The sequence below is a fragment of the Pseudorhodobacter sp. genome, assembly GCF_030452865.1.
Lineage (GTDB): Bacteria > Pseudomonadota > Alphaproteobacteria > Rhodobacterales > Rhodobacteraceae > Pseudorhodobacter.
In genome coordinates this window covers 1-19,922 of record NZ_JAKDLJ010000018.1, presented here as the reverse complement: position 1 = coordinate 19,922, position 19,922 = coordinate 1, and the positions used below count along the sequence as shown (strand labels likewise).

Here is a 19,922-nt window from a genome sequence, read left to right as displayed (position 1 = left end):
GAGCATGCGCGCCAGCATCAAACCGCGGTTAGGCCCCACAGCATGATCGTTGTAGTGGCCGTCATGAAAGTCCTGATCGCTCCGGATCGCCTGGCGTGCGACTTCGTTGAAGGCGATGTTCTGGGTTGAAAGTTTCGGCGCCGCCGCGATCACGAAAGCGTTTCCGATGCGTTCGGGATAATCAATTGACCATTGCATAACTTGCATACCGCCCAGACTGCCGCCGCCAAGGGTGGAGCCGTGATAGCCGTTCTTGCGCGCGATCAGCACAGTTTTTTCCGGCTTGCCTTTCGATGCCCAATAATGCCGCACCATGCGGATATTGGTGTCATTCGCCTCGGACCCCGACCCGGCGTAGAACACATGGTTCAGCGTCCCCGGAGCGACCTCCGCCAGTTTCGCGCCAAGGGCGATGGCCGGGACGTGGCTTGTCATGAAGAACGTGTTGTAGAACGGCAGTTCCTGCATCTGGCGTGTCGCGGCATCGACGAGTTCCTGACGGCCATACCCGATGTTGACGCACCAAAGACCCGACATCGCATCGAGGATCTGATTGCCTTCGCTATCGGTCAGCGTCACGCCATCGGCCCGCGTGATGATGCGTGCGCCAGCCGCTTCCAGTTCCTTCGCGTCGGTGAACGGGTGGATATGATGGGCCGCATCCAGCGCCTGAAGCTCTTTCGTCGGCATGTGGTTGGTGATGACGTTCATGGCAAACTCCTGCTTGGATTATGGGCTGGAAAACGGATCGGCGGCGGGAAAGGATCGGGCGTTCACGCAGCGCAAAGCCGTCGTACCCCTGAAAATCCGATCCGGGACAATGGCGCAAATAATATGATCATATTTCTATTTGTCAATGCTGGACCTCACACCCGGCGCCCGGCTCTGTGCATCCTCGCGCAACGCAACGATGATTTGCTCCTGCCCTTGCAGAATATCGTCCCGGATCGCTTGCGCCACCCCGTCGCCGCTGCTTGCCCGCAACGCACAGATCGCCTCGGCATGCCTGTCGGGCAGGTTAAGGGTGCCATCGCGCCCGCAAACAATGCGCAGCGAGGGGCCGACGCGCAACCACAATCCCTGCACCATCGCACACAGGATTTCCTGTCCCGACACCGTATAAAGTGTCGTGTGAAAACGATAATTCTGCTCCAGATAGGCGCGGATATCGCCCTTTTGGATCGCTATGTTCACCTGCGCATCAATCGCCTCCAAACCGTCGATCTGCGCCGGTGTGATGAGGTTGCAAGCCAATTGTGCCAGATGCGGTTCAAGCGCGGCACGCGCGAAACTCAACTCCTCCAGATGGTCAGGCGTCAGCGCCGGCACTGACACGCGCCGGTTGCCCTTGAATTCCAAGGCCCCTTCAGCGGTCAAGCGGCGGATCGCCTCACGCACCGGGGTGATACCGGTACCAAGCGCCTCCACCAGGCCTTGAATCGTGACCGCCTGCCCCGGCGCGAGTTCGCCAAACAGCACCATGTCCCGCAACCGGCGATAGGTGATTTCATGGACAGGCAGTTTCTTCATCATCGCCGCGCTTTGCTTCGGTTGGCTCACAGCATAGCCGATCAACGCCGCTTGCACAGTCAGAAATCACACTGGTGGACTTATGATCAAATTATGGCCGCGCGGACGATCACACACGCGTCAGCAGTCGCGTAAACGCCCGCGCCACCTGCAAAACCCCCGGCCTGTCCAGAATAGAAAGATGGTCACCCTCCACGTCGATCACCTCCAACCCACCCTGCGCCACATCAGCCCAGCCAAGCCCGTCTTCTATCGCCTTGTCACTGTCAAACACACTCGCCCTTGCGCGGATCACCGTAATCCGGCCCGGAAACGGTGCGGGCTGGTAATTGCGGATCGCGGCCTCATTGGCGGCAACGAAGCCTTCGACCGAGTTCACCACCGGACCGGCCCGCAAGAACCGGTCACGCAGCGAGAGACGCAGCTTTGCCAGCCGGTGCTTTTGATTGGCCCATTTGGTGCCGGCAAAGCGGCGCAGATATTCCAGACCACCTTGGCGCAGCAGCGCCAGATGCGCCCGCGCCCAGTGCCAGCCCCGGATCTTGTCGCGCCCGGTCGGCCCTTCGGCATCCATCACCGCGAAAAACCGGACCTCACGCCCTGCCGCAATCAGGCGTTGCGCCAGTTCCAGCGCGATATAGCTGCCGAGTGACACGGCGACCAGTGCTACCGGCCCCTGCGGCCGATGTTTTTCGATCACGCGGAAATAAAGCTCTGCCGTGTCGCCCACCGTGGTTGGAGTATCAGCACTGAGCAAACCGACGGTCAGCCCGAAAATCGGTTGGTTCCGTCCCATCGCCTGCGCCAGCGGGCGGAAAAAGCTGCCGTTCACCCCCAGAACATGCACTCCGTAAATCGGCACGGCATCGCCCATAGGTTGGATCGGCATCACGCAATCCGCAAGATCAGCGTTCAACCCGGTGTTCGACCCCGTTCTCGGTGCATGCGAAAGCGGCCGGTCCATCAAATCCGCGAGGCTGCGCGGGGTCGGATGGGCATGCACCTGCGCCACGGTAAGGCGACGGGAAAATACGGTCTCCAAATGGCCGATCAAGGTCAGCAACATCAGCGAATGTCCGCCCAGATCAAAGAAAGAAGCATCCGGCCCCGGCACGTCGCGGCCCAGTACCTTGGCGAAAACCGCGATGATCGGTGCGGTTCGCGAATCGCCGGGCGCAGGCGTTGCGTCAATCCGGTTGCGCTGTTCCGGCCTTGGCAGCCGCTTGACATCAATCTTGCCGCCGGGCGTTTGTGGCCAGTTGCCTACCACTACCAGTTCGGGGCGCTTGGGTTCGGGCAGGAGTTCGGCCAAGGCGCGGCGCATCGCAGGCAAGTCCGGCGGCGCATCCTGCTGCGAAGGGCGCAACCAGCCAATCAGCCGCGCGCCGGTAGCGCCCTGTGCCAGCAGCCCGACATGCGCCTGCGCAACAGCCGGGAAGGTTTCAAGCAATGCCTCCACCTCTGCCGGTTCGATCCGGTAACCGCGCAGCTTGATCTGGCGGTCGTTGCGACCCTGAACCACCAACTGCCCACCGTCATTCCAACGCGCCAGATCCCCGCTGCGATAGAGGCGCCCCCCTTGGATAATGCGATCTGGTTGAAATCGTTGCGCCGTCAGCGTGTTCTGGTTCCGATAGCCCATAGCCACCGCCTGCCCGCCGAGCCAGAGTTCGGCCACAGCACCCATCGGGGCGAGGCTGCCATCCGGCGCGAGAAGTCTGCAATACGCATGGCCCATCGCCCTGCCCACCGGAACCTCCGCCCCCGTGACCGGAGCATCCGCCGTAAAACAAGCGCTGGTGATCGTCGCTTCGGTCGGTCCATAGGCGTTTATCAGGCGCGGCACAGCGGGCAGCGCCAACCAGCGCGCCAGCGCATCGGGTGGCATCCGTTCACCGCCCACCACCATCAGGCGCAGGGTTGCGGGCAGCTTGGCCGTATCGGCGGCCATCGCCGCCAGCAGCACCTGCCAGAACCCGGTTGGCAGGTTCAGAACGGTGATGCCCGCCGCCGCCACGCCTTGCGCAAAGGCCTGCGGTGAGGCGATCATCGCATCATCGCGCAGCACCAATGTCGCCCCGGCCAGCAGTGTCGGCACCATCTCCTCCAGCGCGACATCAAAGCTGAGGGCGGCGAATTGCAGGGCGCGATCAGCCGGCGAAAGCCGATAGGAGGTGATCGCGGCAGCGGCATAGGCGGCAAACCCGCGTTGCGAAATCACGACGCCTTTCGGCTTGCCGCTGGTGCCGGAAGTATAAATCACATAGGCCGCAAGGTCCGGGTGTTGATCGCTGCGGTCAGGTGGCGTGGTCGGTGCATCGCGTGCCAAGTCATCATTAGTCAGAACAACTGCACGCCCGGTCAGCCAGCCCGTCGCCAACTGCGCATAGATTAACGTCACCGCGCTGTCATCGGCCATTTGGGCAAGGCTTTCATCAGGGTAGGACGGGTCCATCGGCACGAAAGCTGCACCTACCTTGGCCGCCGCCAGCAGCAGCGCCACAAACATCGGGCCGCGCGGCAGGCACAGCCCGATCCGGTCCCCCGGCCTGATGCCGCGCGCGATCATGTCATGCGCAAGCTGGTTGGCGCGAGTGCCCAATTTGGCATAGCTCCAGTGCCGCGCCTGCCCGGCCTGTGCGACGGCGATGGCGTTCGGTTGCGCGCGGGCGATCGCCTCAAACCCGTCGGCAATGCAGGAGGGGGCACCCGTCAACGGATGTTCAGGCAAGCCCAGCGCCGTCAGCGCTGCCGTCTCTGCCGCAGGCAACATCGCCAGTTCCGACAGCTTCGCCTCCGGCGCTGCCGCTGCCATCGCGACCAGCAATCGTTGCATATAATCGAGATAGCGCGCCGCATCGGGTGCGGCGATGCTTTGCGGCGCAAATTCCAGCCGCAACAGCAACTCCGCGTCCCCGTAGGCCCCGAGCGTCATCGGCATCGCCCCGGTTTCAAACAGCTCCACCCGGCGCTGACTCCATACGCCGCCCAAAGCCCGCATTCGTTCATGAAGACTTTGGCGTTCCACCATCACCAGACTGTCAAACAACGGCCGCCCCGATGGTACAGTCGACAGGCCAGCTATTTCGGTCAGGCCCAAATGCTCATACGGGCGCTGTTCAAGCTGTGCGGCCCTGATCTGCGCCAATAGCGCGTTGAGCGTCATGTCCGGTGCAATCGCAATGCGTAGCGGCTGCGTCGTGATCAGGCAGCCGACGGCATCGCGCGAAAACGGCGTCAGAAACCGACCGGAGCGGGTGACGCCGAACACCGCCTCCGGCACGCCGGCAACCCGCGCCAACACCAGCCCCCAGGCCGCCTGCACCATGGTCGCAAAGCTGGCCTGCGCGGTTTCTGCGCGCCGCGCCAACGCCTGCGACTGCGCGGCATCCAGATGAGCTTCCAGCGTTTGATTGGCGGGGTGCGACGATGCGGGATGCTGAAAACCCAAAGGCGTGGCGCGGTCAAATTCACCGAGGTAGCCCTGAAAATACGCCTTTGCATCGGTGTGGTCTATGGCAGCGAGTGCGGCGCAATGGTCACGAAACGCGGTCAGGACCGGCAACTCCGCATACTGCCCGTCATAGGTTGCGAAAACCTCCTCCAATATCCGGGCAAAGCTGCGGCCATCCAGCATCACATGGGAAAACGTCCAGACCAGCACCGAATGCCGCGGGCCAAAGCGCAACCAATGCAAACGCCAGTTCGCGGCCCGCGCCAGATCAATGCCTCGCGCCCTGTCCTGCGCCAGAAACGCCGTCAAAGCGGTTTGTGGATCATGCGCGCCTTCGTGATCCTCCAACCGCAAGGGGGCTGCGAACGGGGTCGCCACCGATTGCGTCAACCCGCCCTCGGCATCCTGATGCACCATCAGGCGCAACGCCGGATGGCGGCTGATTGCATCGTCCCATGCCGCCTGCATCGCTGCCACGTTCAGCGGCTCATCCGGCAGATGTACCACGACCTGTTCCAGATTGACCGATGGGTCAAGCCCGGCCTGCGCGTCATAGACCATGCCAGCCTGAACCGGGGTCAGGGCGAAGCAATCCGGGGGCGCGGGGATAGGAGGCACCGTCATCGCGTGGCCCCGCCATGGAAGCCGCCGCCCGACCCCGGCACCAACAGCGCCACATCCGACCAGTTCACCCAGACCGCAAATCCGCCCAACAGCAAAGCCAGTGTCAGAAACAGCGCATCATGGCGCGCATCCCAGACCTTGTGACGCCATGCGAGTCGCGAGATGATGGGGAAATAGAGCAACATTCCAACGACCTGCCCGATCATCGCCCCCGCAAGCCCAAGATAATGCGCCCCGATCAGGAAGCCGAAGGTCTGCAACATCGCCTTTGCCGCGCTGACGACGAAAAAACCACGCGAATCCCCCCGTGCCAAAGCCGCCTGATCATAGGTGAGAAACACCATAGCAACCATCTGGATCGACGCGATGGCAACCATCACCCCGCCCGCCGAAGTATAGCGATCATCATAAAGCAGCCGCACAATGAACGGTCCGGCAAGCGCGAAGAACGTGAGACAGGCGATCAACCCGCCGGTCAGATAGAAGCGCAGCCGCACCAGCCGCGCCCGTGCCACCGGATCGCTGCCCTCCGGATGCTCGCGGTAAATCGGGATCAGGATGCGTGAGGTGACTGTCGCGCCAAGCATGACCGGAAACATCGCCAGAAACGCACCAATATTGTAAACGCCAAGCCCTTGGATCGACAGGTATTTCCCCAGTATCACCCGATCCCCCTGCGACACCAGAAAACCGCAGACCGAGGCGAGGAATATCCAGAAACCGAAATGCATCAACTCACGCCCGGCATCGCGGTCCCAATGCAGACGGTTGCGCGCGCCGGGCAGGAACACGGTCAACAAAACCAGACGGGTCAGGCCGGTCACGACGCCCCCCAGGGCCAAGGCCCAGACCGAGCGCATTGCCGCCGCAAGGATCAGCATCACCGCGATGCCGAACAGCGTCGCCGCCAGATCCAGCGCCGTCAACCGCCCGAGCAGAAGGTGGCGGTTCGCAGTATCCACCCGCGTCGGTTCAAACCCGGCACAGAGCAGCGACAGGCTGGCCACCGGCAAAAGCTGCGCGATCAGCGGCTGGTCGTAAAACAGTGCCGCCGGATAGGCCAAGGCGCAAGCCGCCAGCCACAAAAAGCCACCGCGCAGGATCTGCACCGTCCAGGCGGTGTTCAGGAAATCCGGCTCATCGCCACGCTTGCTTTGCATGATCGCAGGTCCGGTGCCCATATCCGAAAACAGGGTCAGACCGACCAGGATCATGGTGACAAGTGCCATGATGCCGAAGGCTTCGGGAAACAGCAGCCGCGTCAGGATCAGGTTGGACCCAAGGCGAAATCCCTGCGAGGCCACGAAGGACATCGCAGTCCAGACCGACCCCCGCGCGGCGCGCAGCATGATCCCGGCTTGCGGCACCGCCGTTGTGTGCATCTGGTCGCTCATCCCGCCCTTTGACTCACCCGATTTCCGAAGCAGCGCCGTGGCCTGCGCAATCCGCGCTGCGCAGACCATGGCCTGCCCAACGCGTTCTGGTCGCAAATCCGTGTGGCGATTTCATGGCCGCAGCCGAAAATAATGATCCCCTGTGCGCAACTTGTCATCGGTCGGCATTCCGGACGCAACGCCGCTCTTCCGGGGGAAAGACTAGGCGTTTGGCAACAGCCGTTCATCATGACGCATATCCGCGAGGTCGTTCAGACAGGCCCGGATATGTGGAAAGAACTTCTGAAATTCGCGACTTCCACGAAACCCTTGCAGATGCGCCTCGGCAGCCGCCCATTCGATCCGCAAGATGAATTGCACCGGGGCTTCGACGCATCGGCTCATGTCAAACGAAAGGGCAGGTGGCGATTGCAGCAATTCCGCGCCCGCCGCCGTGTAATCGTCAATGAACCGCGCCTGCCCCTCGGCGTCGATGCTGTAGCGCAGATATTCGACAATGACCTATACCTCCTGTGACATGGCCTCGACACCATCCCGCGCCGCCAATTGCAAACTCGCCGCAACCAGCCCAAGCGCGAAACCCCGGACACCGCCCGGCGTTTGGCTTTGCGCCCGGCACGGGATCAGTATTCAATCACGGCGCGGATGGATTCGCCCCGGTGCATCAACTCGAACCCTTCGTTGATCTGGTCGAGCGTCAGCTTGTGGGTGATCATCGGATCAATCTCGATCTTGCCACTCATGTACCAATCGACAATCTTCGGCACATCGGTTCGGCCTTTGGCCCCACCAAAGGCTGTCCCGCGCCAAACCCTTCCGGTCACAAGCTGGAATGGCCGGGTCGATATCTCCGCGCCGGCTGCGGCAACCCCGATGATGATGCTTTCGCCCCAGCCCTTATGCGCCGCCTCCAGTGCCGTCCGCATCACTTTCGTATTGCCGGTGGCGTCAAATGTGTAATCCGCACCGCCCTTGGTCAATTCCACCAGATGCGCCACCAGATCACCTTCGACCTTTGACGGGTTCACGAAATCGGTCATACCGAAATAGCGGCCGATCTCCTCCTTGCTGTCGTTGAGGTCGACACCAACAATCTGGTCCGCCCCCGCCATGCGCAAGCCTTGCAGCACGTTCAAGCCGATGCCGCCCAAACCGAACACCACGCAACGGCTGCCGATTTCCACCTTGGCAGTGTTGATCACCGCGCCGATGCCTGTGGTCACGCCACACCCGATATAACAGATTTTATCAAACGGCGCGTCCTTGCGCACCTTGGCCAAGGCAATCTCCGGAATGACCGTGTGATTGGCAAAGGTGGAGCAGCCCATATAGTGATGGATCGGCGTGCCATCGAGCATCGAAAACCGCGTGGTCCCATCCGGCAACTGCCCGCGCCCTTGCGTGATGCGGATTTTCTGGCACAGGTTGGTCTTGCCGGACAGGCAATACTCACACTCCCGACATTCCGGCGTGTAAAGCGGGATCACATGGTCGCCCACTTCCAACGTGGTCACACCTTCGCCAACCTCCAGCACGACCCCGGCCCCCTCATGCCCGAGGATCGCCGGGAAAATCCCTTCCGGATCATCGCCCGAGCGGGTGAATTCATCGGTGTGACACAGGCCGGTCGCCTTGATCTCCACCAGAACCTCGCCCGCCTTCGGGCCTTCCAGATTCACTTCCATCACCTGCAACGGTTTACCGGGGGCGACAGCGACGGCGGCACGGGTGCGCATCATGGAAACGATCCTTTCTCCTGAACATTTCCTCGCATCTTGCGCCAGCGCGCGCCCACCCGCAAGTCAATGTCCCGCCACCCGCATCGGTTTTGCGACCCCGCCCCCATTTCATCTTGGCAAAAATACCTAAATCCCGGCCTCGGCCCCACGCACAACGCCAAAATATAAGCGAAAGACCCAAAAGGCCGCCGGGTCACGCCGGCGGCCTTTTTCGGGTCATCTTCCAAAGCGGAAAATGGTGGGCGATCCTGGAATCGAACCAGGCGTGAGTCGCCTCGAGGGAGTTACAGTCCCCTGCCACACCTTGCGGCCTATCGCCCACTAAGCGGGGTGAATAATGTGCGGGCTGCGAGGCGTCAAGCGCAAAGCGGCGGATTTTCACGCTGATGGCGCAAACCAAGCCCGCCCCGGTTTTCCGCTTGCACCGCCCCGCGCCTATGCCCATTCTTGCGCCCAATCCGGCGCGCAAAGGGCAGATCAGATGGCAACGCAAAAACCCTCATGGGTGATCGACAAGGAACGTGCCAAACGGCAGGCCGCGAATGAAACTGTCTGGCTTTTCGGCCTGCATGCGGTGCGTGACGCACTTCTGAACCCCGCGCGCGAAAAGCTGCGGCTGGTCTTGACCAAGAACGCCGCCGACAAGCTGGGGGAGGCGATTGCGGCAGGTGGGGTAGAGCCGGAAATCGTTGACCCGCGCAAGTTCTCGGTGCCGATCGACGAAGGTTCGGTCCATCAGGGCGCGGCACTGGAGGCAAAACCGCTGAACTGGGGCAATCTTGCCGATGTCGCCATTTCCGGCACTGGCGCGGCTTTGGTTGTGCTGCTCGACCGCGTGACCGACCCGCACAATGTCGGCGCGGTTCTGCGTTCGGCCGAGGTGTTCGGCGCGCGCGCCGTGATCGCCCCGCATCGCCATTCCGCCCCCGAAACCGGGGCGCTGGCGAAAACCGCGAGTGGCGCCCTAGAGCGTCAGCCCTATCTGCGTGTTGGCAATCTGTCCGATGCAATGGAAGAATTGCGCGCGATGGGATATGTTTTGATCGGCCTCGCGGGTGAAACCGAAATCACACTGTCAGAGGCGCTCGCAACCGTGGGCAGTCGTCCAGTGGCGCTGGTGCTGGGGGCGGAAGGGCCGGGACTGCGCGAAAAGACGCGGGACACCTGCGATGTGGTGGCACGGATACCTGCGGCGGGTGGCTTTGGCTCGCTCAACGTATCAAATGCGGCGGCGGTGGCGCTTTATGCAGCGGTCACGCGGGCGCAATGATCGGAAGGCATCGACAGGTTTGGGCTTTTTTGCGGAAACCGCGTGCCCGCTACCTTGTGCAAAAGCCTGAAGGCGGCATACCCTCCCCGCCCTCTGGCAAGGGCTGAATCGGTGAAATCACGGATGCGCGATTGTCCCTTGTATTCCACAGCTTCGCCCCCATATCCAATCATGACGCGGGCCCGGAACGCCCGCTGTCCCTCTACTGTCCCTCGTTCCACGCCTTGCGCCCGGCACTTTGCCCGGGCGCTTTTTTATGACCCATAAAGGAAATGGCTTGCGATGAACCCGGACAATGAAACGCTGCGTCAAATTCTGCAAAACACCGCTGTCATTGCGATGGTGGGTGCTTCGATGAACGCGGATCGGCCCAGCCATGGTGTGATGCGGTTCCTGATGGGCAAGGGCAAAAGGGTGATCCCGGTCAATCCGGGCCATGCCGGGGAGGTGCTGCTGGGCGAAACCGTCTATGCCAGTTTGAGCGATGTTCCAGCGGGTTTTGCCGTCGATATGGTCGATGTGTTCCGCCGATCCGATGCCGTGCTGCCGATTGTCGAACAAGCGGTAGCCGATCTGCCGCATCTGCGCGTGATCTGGTTGCAACTGGGGGTGGAGAGTGTGGCAGGCGCAAAGATTGCGCAAGCCCATGGCGTGAAGATGGTGCAAAACCGCTGCCCGGCAATCGAATGGCGTCGGCTGGGACTTTGAAGGTGCAGCTTTACGGACGGGCGGCTTTCTCGGCGATGCCCGATTGCCCTTCTCGCCGCGTCAGTTCCGCCTCGACATCCGCCAACGAAACATCGCGCGCGGCCAGCATTACCAGCAGGTGATAAAGCACGTCTGCAGCCTCTGCCGTCAGCTTGGCGCGGTCGCCTTTGACGGCCTCGATAATCGCCTCCACCGCTTCCTCGCCGAATTTTTCGGCACATTTTTCCGGGCCTTTGGCCAAGAGTTTCGCGGTCCACGAGGTTTCGGGGTCGGCGGTTTTTCGGGCGGCGATGGTTGCGGCGAGGCGGTCAAGGGCGGTCATGTCACAGCACCTTTTGCAGACATAATTCTATCACGGAGAGTTTTCAGCACCGCGTCCTGCTCCTCAGGCGATTGAAACGCATTTGCGGGAATGGCGAAATAATCCAGCGCACCCGCAAGGATCAATATCCCGTTTTTACCTTTTATCACATCGACGATATGCGACCAATAAATTGTGGTGGTTGAGGCGGCATTCGCGATGGTCAAACCGGCATCCGACAGGGTAAGGGTGGTTGGCCCAGAGCGGAATGGCGAGGTTGAAACGGTTTTCCAAAGGCGCGCTTGCCTTTTGAATGCCAGACATAACATCAAAGCGGTGATCGAGATCACAAAAAACATATAAATCGGGCTGGCAATATCGTAGCCGCGACTCATGGCAACCGGCAGCGCCGCTGCGGCAAAAAGAAGTGAGCCGTAAAAACCCAATCTCCATTTGTTAAATCCCTGCGGAAGTGCTCTCTTTGTCAGCATCAGGCAGGTGGCTTTGTGATTAAACCCTGCAAGATCGTAGCGCAAAGTTGGATTCTGGTCGGTCATGGCAACCTCATGGGAATACCGGCGGCGGCCATATGGGCCTTGGCCTGCGCAATGGTGAAATCGCCAAAATGGAAGATCGACGCCGCGAGCACCGCACTTGCACCGCCGATGATCACACCTTCGACAAGGTGATCCAGCGTGCCAACGCCGCCCGAAGCGATGACGGGGATCGGCACCGCATCGGCAATTGCGCGGGTCAGGGCAAGGTTGAACCCGGCGCGGGTGCCGTCGCGGTCCATCGAGGTCAGCAAAATCTCCCCCGCGCCTTTCGCAGCAACCGTTCGGGCGAATTCCACCGCGTCGATGCCGGTCGCATTGCGCCCACCATGGGTGAAAATCTCCCATTTGCCCGGTGCAATGGTCTTGGCATCAATCGCCACAACGATACATTGCGAGCCGAAGCGGTCGGCGGCTTTGGCGACCACATCGGGATCGACAACAGCGGCGGAGTTGAAAGACACCTTGTCCGCCCCCGCGAGCAGCAGCGCACGGACATCGTGATGGCTGCGCACCCCTCCCCCCACCGTCAACGGCATGAAGCAATGCTCCGCGGTGCGGGTGACGAGATCGAACATTGTGCCGCGGTTTTCATGGGTGGCGTGGATATCGAGAAAGCACAACTCATCCGCGCCGGCGGCATCATAGGCGCGCGCGGCCTCGACCGGATCACCGGCATCGCGAAGCCCGACGAAATTCACGCCTTTGACCACGCGGCCGTCGGCGACATCGAGGCATGGGATGATACGGGTTTTCAGCATGGGATGACTTTTACGCTGTGAATAGGGGTTCGAGCAAGGGGTGAGACGGGCACGGGGGCGTTGCCCCCCTTGGCCTGAAGGCCAATCCCCCCAGGATATTTTTGAACAGATGAAAGCGATGTCAGATCTTCAGGGCTTGCAAGGCGGAAGCCAGATCAATCGCACCATCATAAAGCGCGCGGCCGGAAATGGCACCGGCGATGATGCCGGTTTCCTTCAACGCGATCAGATCGGACATCGAGGACACGCCGCCCGAAGCGATAACCGGAATGGTGACGGCGCGGGCCAGCTTTTCGGTGGCCTCGATGTTCGGACCTTCCATCGCGCCGTCGCGGTCGATGTCGGTGTAGATGATCGCAGCGACGCCAGCATCCTCAAAGCTGCCTGCCAGATCACTTGCCATCACGTCGGTTTCGTTGGCCCAACCTTTGGTTGCTACTTTGCCCCTGCGCGCATCTATCCCGACCGCGACCTTGCCGGGAAAGGCAAGCGCCGCCTCCCGCACCAGCGCCGGGTTTTCCACCGCGACAGTGCCAAGGATGACACGCGACAGACCTTTGGCGAGCCAGCCCTCAATCGTTGCCATGTCGCGGATGCCGCCGCCAAGTTGGCACGGCACCTTTACGCGCGCCAGAATCGCCTCCACTGCCGCTGCGTTCACCGGTTGACCCGCAAAGGCGCCGTTGAGATCGACCAGATGCAGCCATTCACAGCCTGCCCCCTCAAAAAGTGCCGCCTGCGCTGCCGGATCATCGCCGAAAACCGTGGCCGCATCCATTTCACCGCGCAACAGGCGCACGCATTGCCCATCCTTCAGGTCGATGGCGGGAAAGAGGATCATTCGGCGCTCCTGTCAAAACGGGTTGCGCGGCTTTTGACACGCCCGGAGGCGGTTGCCAAGCGGACTGCGCCAAAACCGGCACACGCCGCAAATCCGACGCGACCCAACGTCAGACTTGATCGGCGCACGGAATATCGCGAAGCTGCACGGGAGGAGATTTTGGGAGGAGCCAAAATGAAGAAATTGATGATCGCGGCCGCACTGACGCTGATGGCTGGGGTGGCCCATGCCGATCCAGTGGAAGGCACGTGGAAAACGCAGGTCGATGACGGTGCCTACGCCTATGTCAAATTCGCGCCTTGCGGTGGCAAGCTCTGCGCCGTGATCGCGCGCACGTTCAAGGATAGCGGCGAATATAAATCCCCCAATCTCGGCAAGCGACTGGTCTGGGATATGTCGCCCAATGGCGGTGGTGCTTATTCGGGTGGCAAGATCTGGCAGCCTTCGACCGGCAAGGAATACAAGTCAAAAATGACGCTGGAGGGCAATACGCTCAACGTCTCCGGTTGCTGGGGTCCGATCTGCAAGAAACAGGTCTGGAGCCGCGTGAAGTAAAGCGCAGCTTTCGGGTCGTTCGGGGGCGGGTTTATGCGTAGTCAGGGGCTTGGCCTCTGATAAGGATTGCGAAAATGCCCGCCCCGACGCTAAAAATGACGATGAGCCGCAGCGATTGGATTCTGCTGGGTGTGCTTTCGCTTTTGTGGGGCGGGTCGTTCTTTTTTGTGCAACTGGCGGTTGGCCATCTGCAGCCGTTCACCATCGTTTACCTGCGCGTGACGCTCGCTGCGGCGGCGCTCGGGATTGTCCTGATGGTCACCGGCACCGCGTTCCCCAAAGGGGCGGCGGCATGGCGTGCTCTTTTCGTCATGGGCCTGATGAACAATGCGCTGCCGTTTTCATTCTTTGTACTGGCGCAAGGGGAAATCGGCTCCGCCTTGGCCGCGATCCTGAACGCGACGACACCGCTGTTCACCCTGGTCGTCGCCCATTTCGCCACCACGGATGAGCGAATGACGCCGGCCAGAACCCTCGGCCTGCTCGTCGGCTTCGGCGGGGTGCTTGTGATGATGAACGGCGCCGCACTGCATTCGGGCGGGGTTACGGTGGCGGCGCAGATCGCCTGCCTTGCCGCCGCGCTCTGCTATGCTTTGGCGAGCGTCTGGGGACGGCGGTTCAAGGGACTTGGCGTGCCGCCGCTTGCAACCGCTTTCGGGATGCTTTGCACCTCCAGCCTGATATTGCTGCCTTTGGTTCTGCTCCATGATCGCCCATGGCAGGGGCCATTGCCGGGCGCTGTGCCACTGGCGGCGATTCTTGGGCTGGCTGTGCTGTCGACCGCACTTGCCTATCTGATCTACTTTCGATTGCTGGCGCGTGCAGGGGCTGTGAACCTTGCACTCGTCACCTTCCTGATCCCGGTCAGCGCGATTGCCTTGGCGATTCTGGTGCTGGGGGAGACGCTGGCATCGCGCCATATCGCCGGTATGGCATTGATCGCAGCGGGGCTGGCGGTGATCGACGGGCGTGTATTGCGGCGACGTTAAGGTGCCCAGCGCAGGAAATTGCCAATCAGGCGCAGGCCGTTGGCCTGACTCTTTTCTGGATGGAACTGCGTACCGATGATGTTGTCACGCCCGACTATTGCGGTCACCTCACCCGCGTAATCGACGTGTGCCAAACGTTGCGCCGGGTCAGTCACACGGAAATGGTAGGAATGGACGAAATAGGTGTGATCGCCACTGGCAAGCCCCGCCAGCACCGGATGCGCCGCCCCTGCCCCGCTGAGCGCGAGGTCATTCCAGCCCATATGCGGTACTTTCAACGCGGGATCGGCCGGGGTGATCCGCACAACCTCGCCACCGATCCAATCGAAACCCGGAGTGTCGTGATATTCCCGCCCCACGGTCGCCAACATCTGCATACCGACACAAATCCCCAGAAACGGCACGGCGCGGCGGGTCACACCATCCTCAATTGCTTCAAACAAACCGCCAAAGCTGCCAAGCGCCGACCGGCACGCCGGGAACGCACCGTCACCGGGCAACACGATGCGATCCGCCCGCGCGATATCATCGGGGTGTGAGGAAACCAGGATGTCACCACCGCCAACCTCCGCCGCCATGCGTTGAAATGCTTTTTGCGCGGAATGGAGGTTGCCAGAATCGTAATCGACCAGAACTGTCAGCATTCAAAGGCTGCCCTTTGTCGAAGGAATTGCTCCCGTCTGGCGCGGGTCCATTTCCACCGCTTCGCGCAGCGCGCGCGCGACTGCCTTGAAGGCAGCTTCGGCAATGTGGTGGCTGTTGATCCCGTGGATCAGATCGACATGCAGCGTGATGCCGCCATGGGTAGACAGTGCCTGAAAGAACTCGCGCACCAGTTCGGTATCGAAGGCGCCGATCTTTGCCGTCGGAAAGGGCACGTTCCACACCAGAAAGGGCCGCGCTGACAGGTCCAAGGCACAACGTACCAGCGCGTCATCCATCGCGAGATGAAAGCTGCCATAGCGGCGGATGCCGCGCTTGTCACCCAACGCCTTTACCAATGCCTGCCCCAGCGCAATCCCGCAATCCTCGACCGTATGGTGATCGTCGATATGCAGATCACCCTTGGCCGTTATCTCAATGTCCGTCAGCGAATGACGGGCGAGCTGGTCCAACATATGATCGAAAAAACCAATCCCGGTCACCATCTTCGAAACACCTGTCCCGTCGAGATTGACCGTAACTGAAATCTTCGTCTCATTCGTATCACGGCTGAGGCTGGCCTTGCGCATCATCGGCTCCGGGGTCAGTTGCAATTGCACCGGGGTTATAGGCGTCTGCCCCCCCGTTGGAAAGACCCAAGCCTTGCCGCCCACCGAACGGTGCCGGGGTTGCTGAAGGGCAATTGGCCCCGGTTACGCGACCATATCGAACTCTTTGATCTGGGCGTCTTGGTTTACTTCAGCCTCGGTCGCGGGGATATTATCGCTAGGCGTTATTTGCATCCGTTGCCAGGCAGGTGATTGCTTTGGCAATCACCGAGACCCGCCGTCAAACCATTTCAGCGTTTCGAACGCCATCTCCTGCTGTGTTTTCCATGAACTGCACCGACGCATTATTTCGGTTTTGTAAAGGCCGTTGATGGACTCAGCCAAGCGTTGCCGATTGCCCGTCAATGCATGTTTACCGGAAGCGGTGTATAGGCCGCTAACACCCTGTCTCTTAGGAACATTTCCTGGTGAAATGGTGCGGCAATCCCAAAGCCTTCTGCAATCGCTGGTCCAACCTCATCGCTGGGCTGAATGCGCGCCCGGATCTTCAGTATCGGCGTGGCGTGCATGTGAGCTGGATCAGGATGGTGGCACCCCCTCCCGAAATCCCCTCAGAACCGATCTCGCCGCAAGCTGGCAGATCGCCGGGGAAAATGTGATCATCCGGGATGACACAAATAACATGGACCGGTTTTGCGGCCGGTTTTCATTCCATTCATCCCACAACCCCGATAAACTCTCGCCACTCCCCCTTGCTCATGCCCGAAGTTTCCTGCGTAACCTCCTCGCCCTTGAGCATCCGGCGCACACACTCAATCGCTGTGCCGCTCAGGGTCGCGCCGCCCATCCGGTAATCCTCAAACGCGGCGAAAGCGATGGGCACCCAATCCGCCACCACTTTGCAGATCGCATCGGCATAGACGCGGATTTCATACTGCGCGTGGGCGTCGGCGCGCAGACGCAGGAAGTGGAACAGGTTGTGCAGATCGACCTTCCAATACCATTGGGTATAGATGCTGGCCGGCAGGTTCATGCGCGCCAACTCCCGCGCCAGACCCTGTTGCCCCTCCTGGCTGAGCATTTCTTCATAATGGTCATAGGCCATATTCGAATCGCGTTTCAGCATTTCCAGCACCTTTGCTGCCTCCGCCCCCGTCAGAACCTCACCCCGGCCCTGGTTGTTCACCAGTGATTGCGCCGCGAGATGTTCCGGCGCGGGGACGTAGAACTCCCGATCCAGAATCGAGTAGCGGGCGGAGTATTCGTTGACGTTGGCGGTACGGTGGCGGATCCATTGGCGCGCCACAAACACCGGCAATTTGACGTGCAGCTTGATTTCACACATCTCGAACGGGGTCGAATGCCAATGGCGCATCAGATAGCGGATCAGGCCTTCGTCATTGGAAACGTGTTTGGTTCCGGCACCATAGCTGACACGGGCGGCCTGCACGATGGCGGCATCATCGCCCATATAGTCGATCACCCGGATGAAGCCGTGGTCAAGCACCTCATGCGCGCGGTAAAGATGCGCCTCCATCCCATCGGAAACCGCGCGCAATGTGGGCTTGGCGGTGGCGCGCTGCGCCTCGATCTCGGCAATCTGGTCGGGGGAAAGGGACATTTGCAGCCTCATGTCTGATGGATGAACCCCACATCTATGGGGCGTTCGGCGGCAGCATACGAGATGCAGGGCAGCAGGGGCAAGGCCGCAAAACCACGCGACCTTTTTGCACCAAAGCGCATGGCTTCACGGGGCGGTGATTGACATTGAAGGGGGCCGACGGGCATTGTTTCGGAAAAAAGAGGCAATCGAGTAGGCATCATGAAATCTTCGATCCTGGCCCCTTGGGCCGTGACCCTTGTACTATCTGCATGCAGCGGAAACTCTTTGCTTCCCGATGACACGACGGGTGGAGGCGGTGCAGGCACCGGCGCGACTGCTCCGGTGTTGGTCCCAGACGACTTGAAAGGCCATCTGTCCAGCGCGAAGGTGATCAAAGGCATCGGTGGCAACCCGGACACGCTTTTGATTGCAATCAGCGGCATAGATACCACGCCGATAAATGCAAACTGGAAACGTGAGCCGCGCGCGGATGTGCCGGGCTATGTTGCCTTTGCGGTTCAAGAGGACCCGCTTGACCGATTGTTCTTTGGACTTGCCGCCAGCAGCGTTGATGGGTCGACGAGTGCAATTGTCGCCGGCGATGGCGGTCAGTTCAACACGGCCTCCCAAGGCACAACATATGCGCGGACGGGTGCCTATACGCCACCTGACGCGACCGGTCCAGGTTCCGGAAACGGTCAGGTTTCGTATAAAGGGAAATATGCCGGATTGTGGAATGGTGGCGGCGCAAGAAATATCGCGAAGGACATCGTTGGGCGTCCCAATACAGTGCCCGAGGAAGTGCCGGGGCAAGCCGTAAGGGTGACTGGCGATGTGTTCGTCAATGCAAACTTCGCCGACAATCAGATCAACGGCGTGATCAAGGGGAGAGTTGCGCAAGGCGTTGCTGTCACCAATGACCCGGCGGACCCCCGGTACAGGGATGGTGTCGCGCTTCAACTGGAAAATGTGGTGTTGACGATCACCGATATTCAACCCAACGGTACCTTTTCCGGCAGTTCGAACCGCCCCGGAATCATCAGTCCAAATAAAGACGCAACCGGTAAGTATGGTGGCGTAATTGGTGGTGCCAACGGATCCAGCATCGCTGGTTCGGTTTTCATGGATGAGAAAGTGTACAACGACGCGGATACAAAGATCGAAGGCGCAATTGAACGTGGCGTGTTCGTGCTGGATCAATGCGGGCTGACCGCAACGGCAGGCGAGAGTTGCACTGGAACGGCCCCCGAATACACTGGCCCGTAAGGCAATGCAGTGGTTGCGCATAGCAGCATTTCTCGCAACCGCCGTTTTGGCGGCTCCGATGGGATTGGCGCAAAGCGCAGCACCGGAGCTTGACCAGACTGTCAGCGTGCAGGAGGCGCGCGCCATGGGTTTGGCCGCGATTCAGCAGGGCCGTCCCGATATAGGGTTGGAAATCGCGACGGTTTTGGTGCAAAAGGACAAAGCCGACAGTTTCGCGCATTTCCTGAACGCCAACAGCCTGTTGCGTCTGGGCCACTTCCGTGACGCGGAAGCCGCGGCGAAACAAGCCTACCATTATTCCGAAACGCCGGAGCAATCCTACCAATCCGCGCATCTGGCGGCAGAATTGGCGTTCCGGCGCGGGGCGTTGACGACATCGCAATGGTGGCTGCGCAAATCAGCCGAAGCCGCACCCGATGCCGAGCGCAAGGATGAAACCATCGCGCAGTTTCAAGCGGTGCGAGCGCGCAACCCTTGGGCGGTGAAACTCGCCTTCTCCATGCAGCCGTCGGACAATGTGAACAATGGCAGTTCCGGTCAGTACAATATCATCGACGGCTTGCCCTATGTCGGCAGCCTGAGCGCCGATGCGCAGGCGGTGAAGGGCATGGTTGCCACTGGCGCGGTCAGCCTCGGCTACCGTTTGCGCCAATCGCAAAGCAGTGAAACCACAGTGGGCGCGGATATCTCGCTGCGGCGGGTTAACCTGAGTGCGGCGGAAAAAGTGCGGCTGGGCGGCGATCCGGGGTTCGGTTCCAGCCGCTATTCGATGTCGTTGCGACATGAGTGGCGCGTTGACACGAACCCGCAGCAGTTCAGCGTTGAGGGTGAGTTGGGGCGTCAGATCTATCAAAGCGGCGACGATTACAGCTTTCTGGGCCTGAGTTTCGGGCATCGTATCCCAATCGGTTCGACGGCACTTCTCGACTCTGCGCTGGATTTGGAACTGCGATCAAAACAGCCGGGCCAACGCGGCGACCGTAATTTCGGCATTCGCAGCACGGTGCTGCGGCAACGGAGCAATGACGACATCATCACCGCAAGCGTTATCGTCAACCGGTTCGACACGGCAACCGATGGGCGCAGCAGCACATTGGTCGGCGCGCAGATCGGCTATTCGCT

19 protein-coding genes and 1 tRNA gene are annotated in these 19,922 nt (G+C 60.7%); 6 read left to right on the top strand and 14 right to left on the bottom strand.

Going from position 1 to position 19,922, the window contains the following annotated elements:
- The 7 genes from L0H65_RS02470 to L0H65_RS02440 form a co-directional block, all read right to left on the bottom strand.
- A partial coding sequence (locus L0H65_RS02470) for an aminotransferase class III-fold pyridoxal phosphate-dependent enzyme (protein WP_301457174.1) occupies positions 1 to 711 on the bottom strand: 711 nt, incomplete at its 3' end.
- Positions 712 to 846: 135 nt separating this feature from the next.
- On the bottom strand, positions 847 to 1,533 hold the full coding sequence (locus L0H65_RS02465; RefSeq protein WP_301457173.1) for a GntR family transcriptional regulator: 687 nt from the start codon (positions 1,531 to 1,533) through the stop codon (positions 847 to 849).
- Positions 1,534 to 1,639: 106 nt separating this feature from the next.
- Positions 1,640 to 5,608: an amino acid adenylation domain-containing protein gene (locus L0H65_RS02460; RefSeq protein ID WP_301457172.1), complete on the bottom strand. Its 3,969-nt coding sequence runs from the start codon at positions 5,606 to 5,608 to the stop codon at positions 1,640 to 1,642.
- Complete coding sequence (locus L0H65_RS02455; protein WP_301457171.1) at positions 5,605 to 7,002, bottom strand: oligosaccharide flippase family protein; 1,398 nt, start codon at positions 7,000 to 7,002, stop codon at positions 5,605 to 5,607. Before L0H65_RS02455 ends, L0H65_RS02460 begins: the two co-directional genes overlap by 4 nt.
- 201 nt (positions 7,003 to 7,203) lie before the next feature.
- Positions 7,204 to 7,449, bottom strand: a complete 246-nt coding sequence (locus tag L0H65_RS19775) for a hypothetical protein (protein WP_367651968.1) — start codon at positions 7,447 to 7,449, stop codon at positions 7,204 to 7,206.
- Between the two features lie 176 nt (positions 7,450 to 7,625).
- Positions 7,626 to 8,738 carry an S-(hydroxymethyl)glutathione dehydrogenase/class III alcohol dehydrogenase gene (locus tag L0H65_RS02445; RefSeq protein ID WP_301457175.1) on the bottom strand — a complete coding sequence of 371 codons (1,113 nt, stop codon included), beginning with the start codon at positions 8,736 to 8,738 and terminating at the stop codon, positions 7,626 to 7,628.
- Positions 8,739 to 8,977: 239 nt separating this feature from the next.
- Positions 8,978 to 9,061 (bottom strand) — tRNA-Tyr (locus L0H65_RS02440).
- Between the two features lie 161 nt (positions 9,062 to 9,222).
- On the opposite strand from L0H65_RS02440, the gene rlmB reads away from it, so the two are divergent.
- Positions 9,223 to 10,011 (top strand): 23S rRNA (guanosine(2251)-2'-O)-methyltransferase RlmB, encoded by a 789-nt coding sequence (gene rlmB, locus L0H65_RS02435; protein WP_301457169.1) that lies wholly within the window; start codon positions 9,223 to 9,225, stop codon positions 10,009 to 10,011.
- A 282-nt stretch (positions 10,012 to 10,293) separates the two neighbouring features.
- Complete coding sequence (locus L0H65_RS02430; protein WP_301457168.1) at positions 10,294 to 10,719, top strand: CoA-binding protein; 426 nt, start codon at positions 10,294 to 10,296, stop codon at positions 10,717 to 10,719.
- Between the two features lie 10 nt (positions 10,720 to 10,729).
- On the opposite strand, the gene L0H65_RS02425 is transcribed toward L0H65_RS02430, so the two are convergent.
- The 4 genes from L0H65_RS02425 to hisA form a co-directional block, all read right to left on the bottom strand.
- The gene (locus L0H65_RS02425; protein WP_301457167.1) at positions 10,730 to 11,041 is read right to left on the bottom strand and encodes a phosphoribosyl-ATP diphosphatase; all 312 of its coding nucleotides are present in this window, start codon (positions 11,039 to 11,041) and stop codon (positions 10,730 to 10,732) included.
- Positions 11,038 to 11,577 carry a YcxB family protein gene (locus L0H65_RS02420; protein WP_301457166.1) on the bottom strand — a complete coding sequence of 180 codons (540 nt, stop codon included), beginning with the start codon at positions 11,575 to 11,577 and terminating at the stop codon, positions 11,038 to 11,040. Before L0H65_RS02420 ends, L0H65_RS02425 begins: the two co-directional genes overlap by 4 nt.
- On the bottom strand, positions 11,574 to 12,335 hold the full coding sequence (gene hisF, locus L0H65_RS02415) for an imidazole glycerol phosphate synthase subunit HisF (protein WP_301457165.1): 762 nt from the start codon (positions 12,333 to 12,335) through the stop codon (positions 11,574 to 11,576). Before hisF ends, L0H65_RS02420 begins: the two co-directional genes overlap by 4 nt.
- A 121-nt stretch (positions 12,336 to 12,456) precedes the next feature.
- The gene (gene hisA / locus L0H65_RS02410) at positions 12,457 to 13,176 is read right to left on the bottom strand and encodes a 1-(5-phosphoribosyl)-5-[(5-phosphoribosylamino)methylideneamino]imidazole-4-carboxamide isomerase (protein ID WP_301457164.1); all 720 of its coding nucleotides are present in this window, start codon (positions 13,174 to 13,176) and stop codon (positions 12,457 to 12,459) included.
- Positions 13,177 to 13,350: 174 nt separating this feature from the next.
- Here hisA and L0H65_RS02405 point away from each other — a divergent pair, with 174 nt between their 5' ends.
- Both L0H65_RS02405 and L0H65_RS02400 read left to right on the top strand, forming a co-directional pair.
- A complete protein-coding gene (locus tag L0H65_RS02405) occupies positions 13,351 to 13,731 on the top strand; it encodes a DUF2147 domain-containing protein (protein ID WP_301457163.1) in 381 nt (126 codons plus the stop codon).
- Positions 13,732 to 13,805: 74 nt separating this feature from the next.
- Positions 13,806 to 14,720: a DMT family transporter gene (locus tag L0H65_RS02400; protein WP_301457162.1), complete on the top strand. Its 915-nt coding sequence runs from the start codon at positions 13,806 to 13,808 to the stop codon at positions 14,718 to 14,720.
- Here L0H65_RS02400 and hisH read toward each other — a convergent pair.
- The 3 genes from hisH to thyX all read right to left on the bottom strand — a co-directional run bounded on the left by hisH (position 14,717) and on the right by thyX (position 17,552).
- Complete coding sequence (hisH, locus tag L0H65_RS02395) at positions 14,717 to 15,364, bottom strand: imidazole glycerol phosphate synthase subunit HisH (protein WP_301457161.1); 648 nt, start codon at positions 15,362 to 15,364, stop codon at positions 14,717 to 14,719. The genes L0H65_RS02400 and hisH overlap by 4 nt on opposite strands.
- Positions 15,365 to 15,952 (bottom strand): imidazoleglycerol-phosphate dehydratase HisB, encoded by a 588-nt coding sequence (gene hisB, locus L0H65_RS02390; RefSeq protein WP_301457160.1) that lies wholly within the window; start codon positions 15,950 to 15,952, stop codon positions 15,365 to 15,367.
- 694 nt (positions 15,953 to 16,646) lie between these two features.
- Positions 16,647 to 17,552, bottom strand: a complete 906-nt coding sequence (thyX, locus tag L0H65_RS02385) for an FAD-dependent thymidylate synthase (protein WP_301457159.1) — start codon at positions 17,550 to 17,552, stop codon at positions 16,647 to 16,649.
- A 267-nt stretch (positions 17,553 to 17,819) separates the two neighbouring features.
- Here thyX and L0H65_RS02380 point away from each other — a divergent pair, with 267 nt between their 5' ends.
- A complete protein-coding gene (locus L0H65_RS02380; protein ID WP_301457158.1) occupies positions 17,820 to 18,800 on the top strand; it encodes a hypothetical protein in 981 nt (326 codons plus the stop codon).
- 13 nt (positions 18,801 to 18,813) lie between these two features.
- Positions 18,814 to 19,922, top strand: a 1,109-nt coding sequence (locus tag L0H65_RS02375) for a tetratricopeptide repeat protein (protein ID WP_301457157.1), incomplete at its 3' end; no start/stop codon positions are given.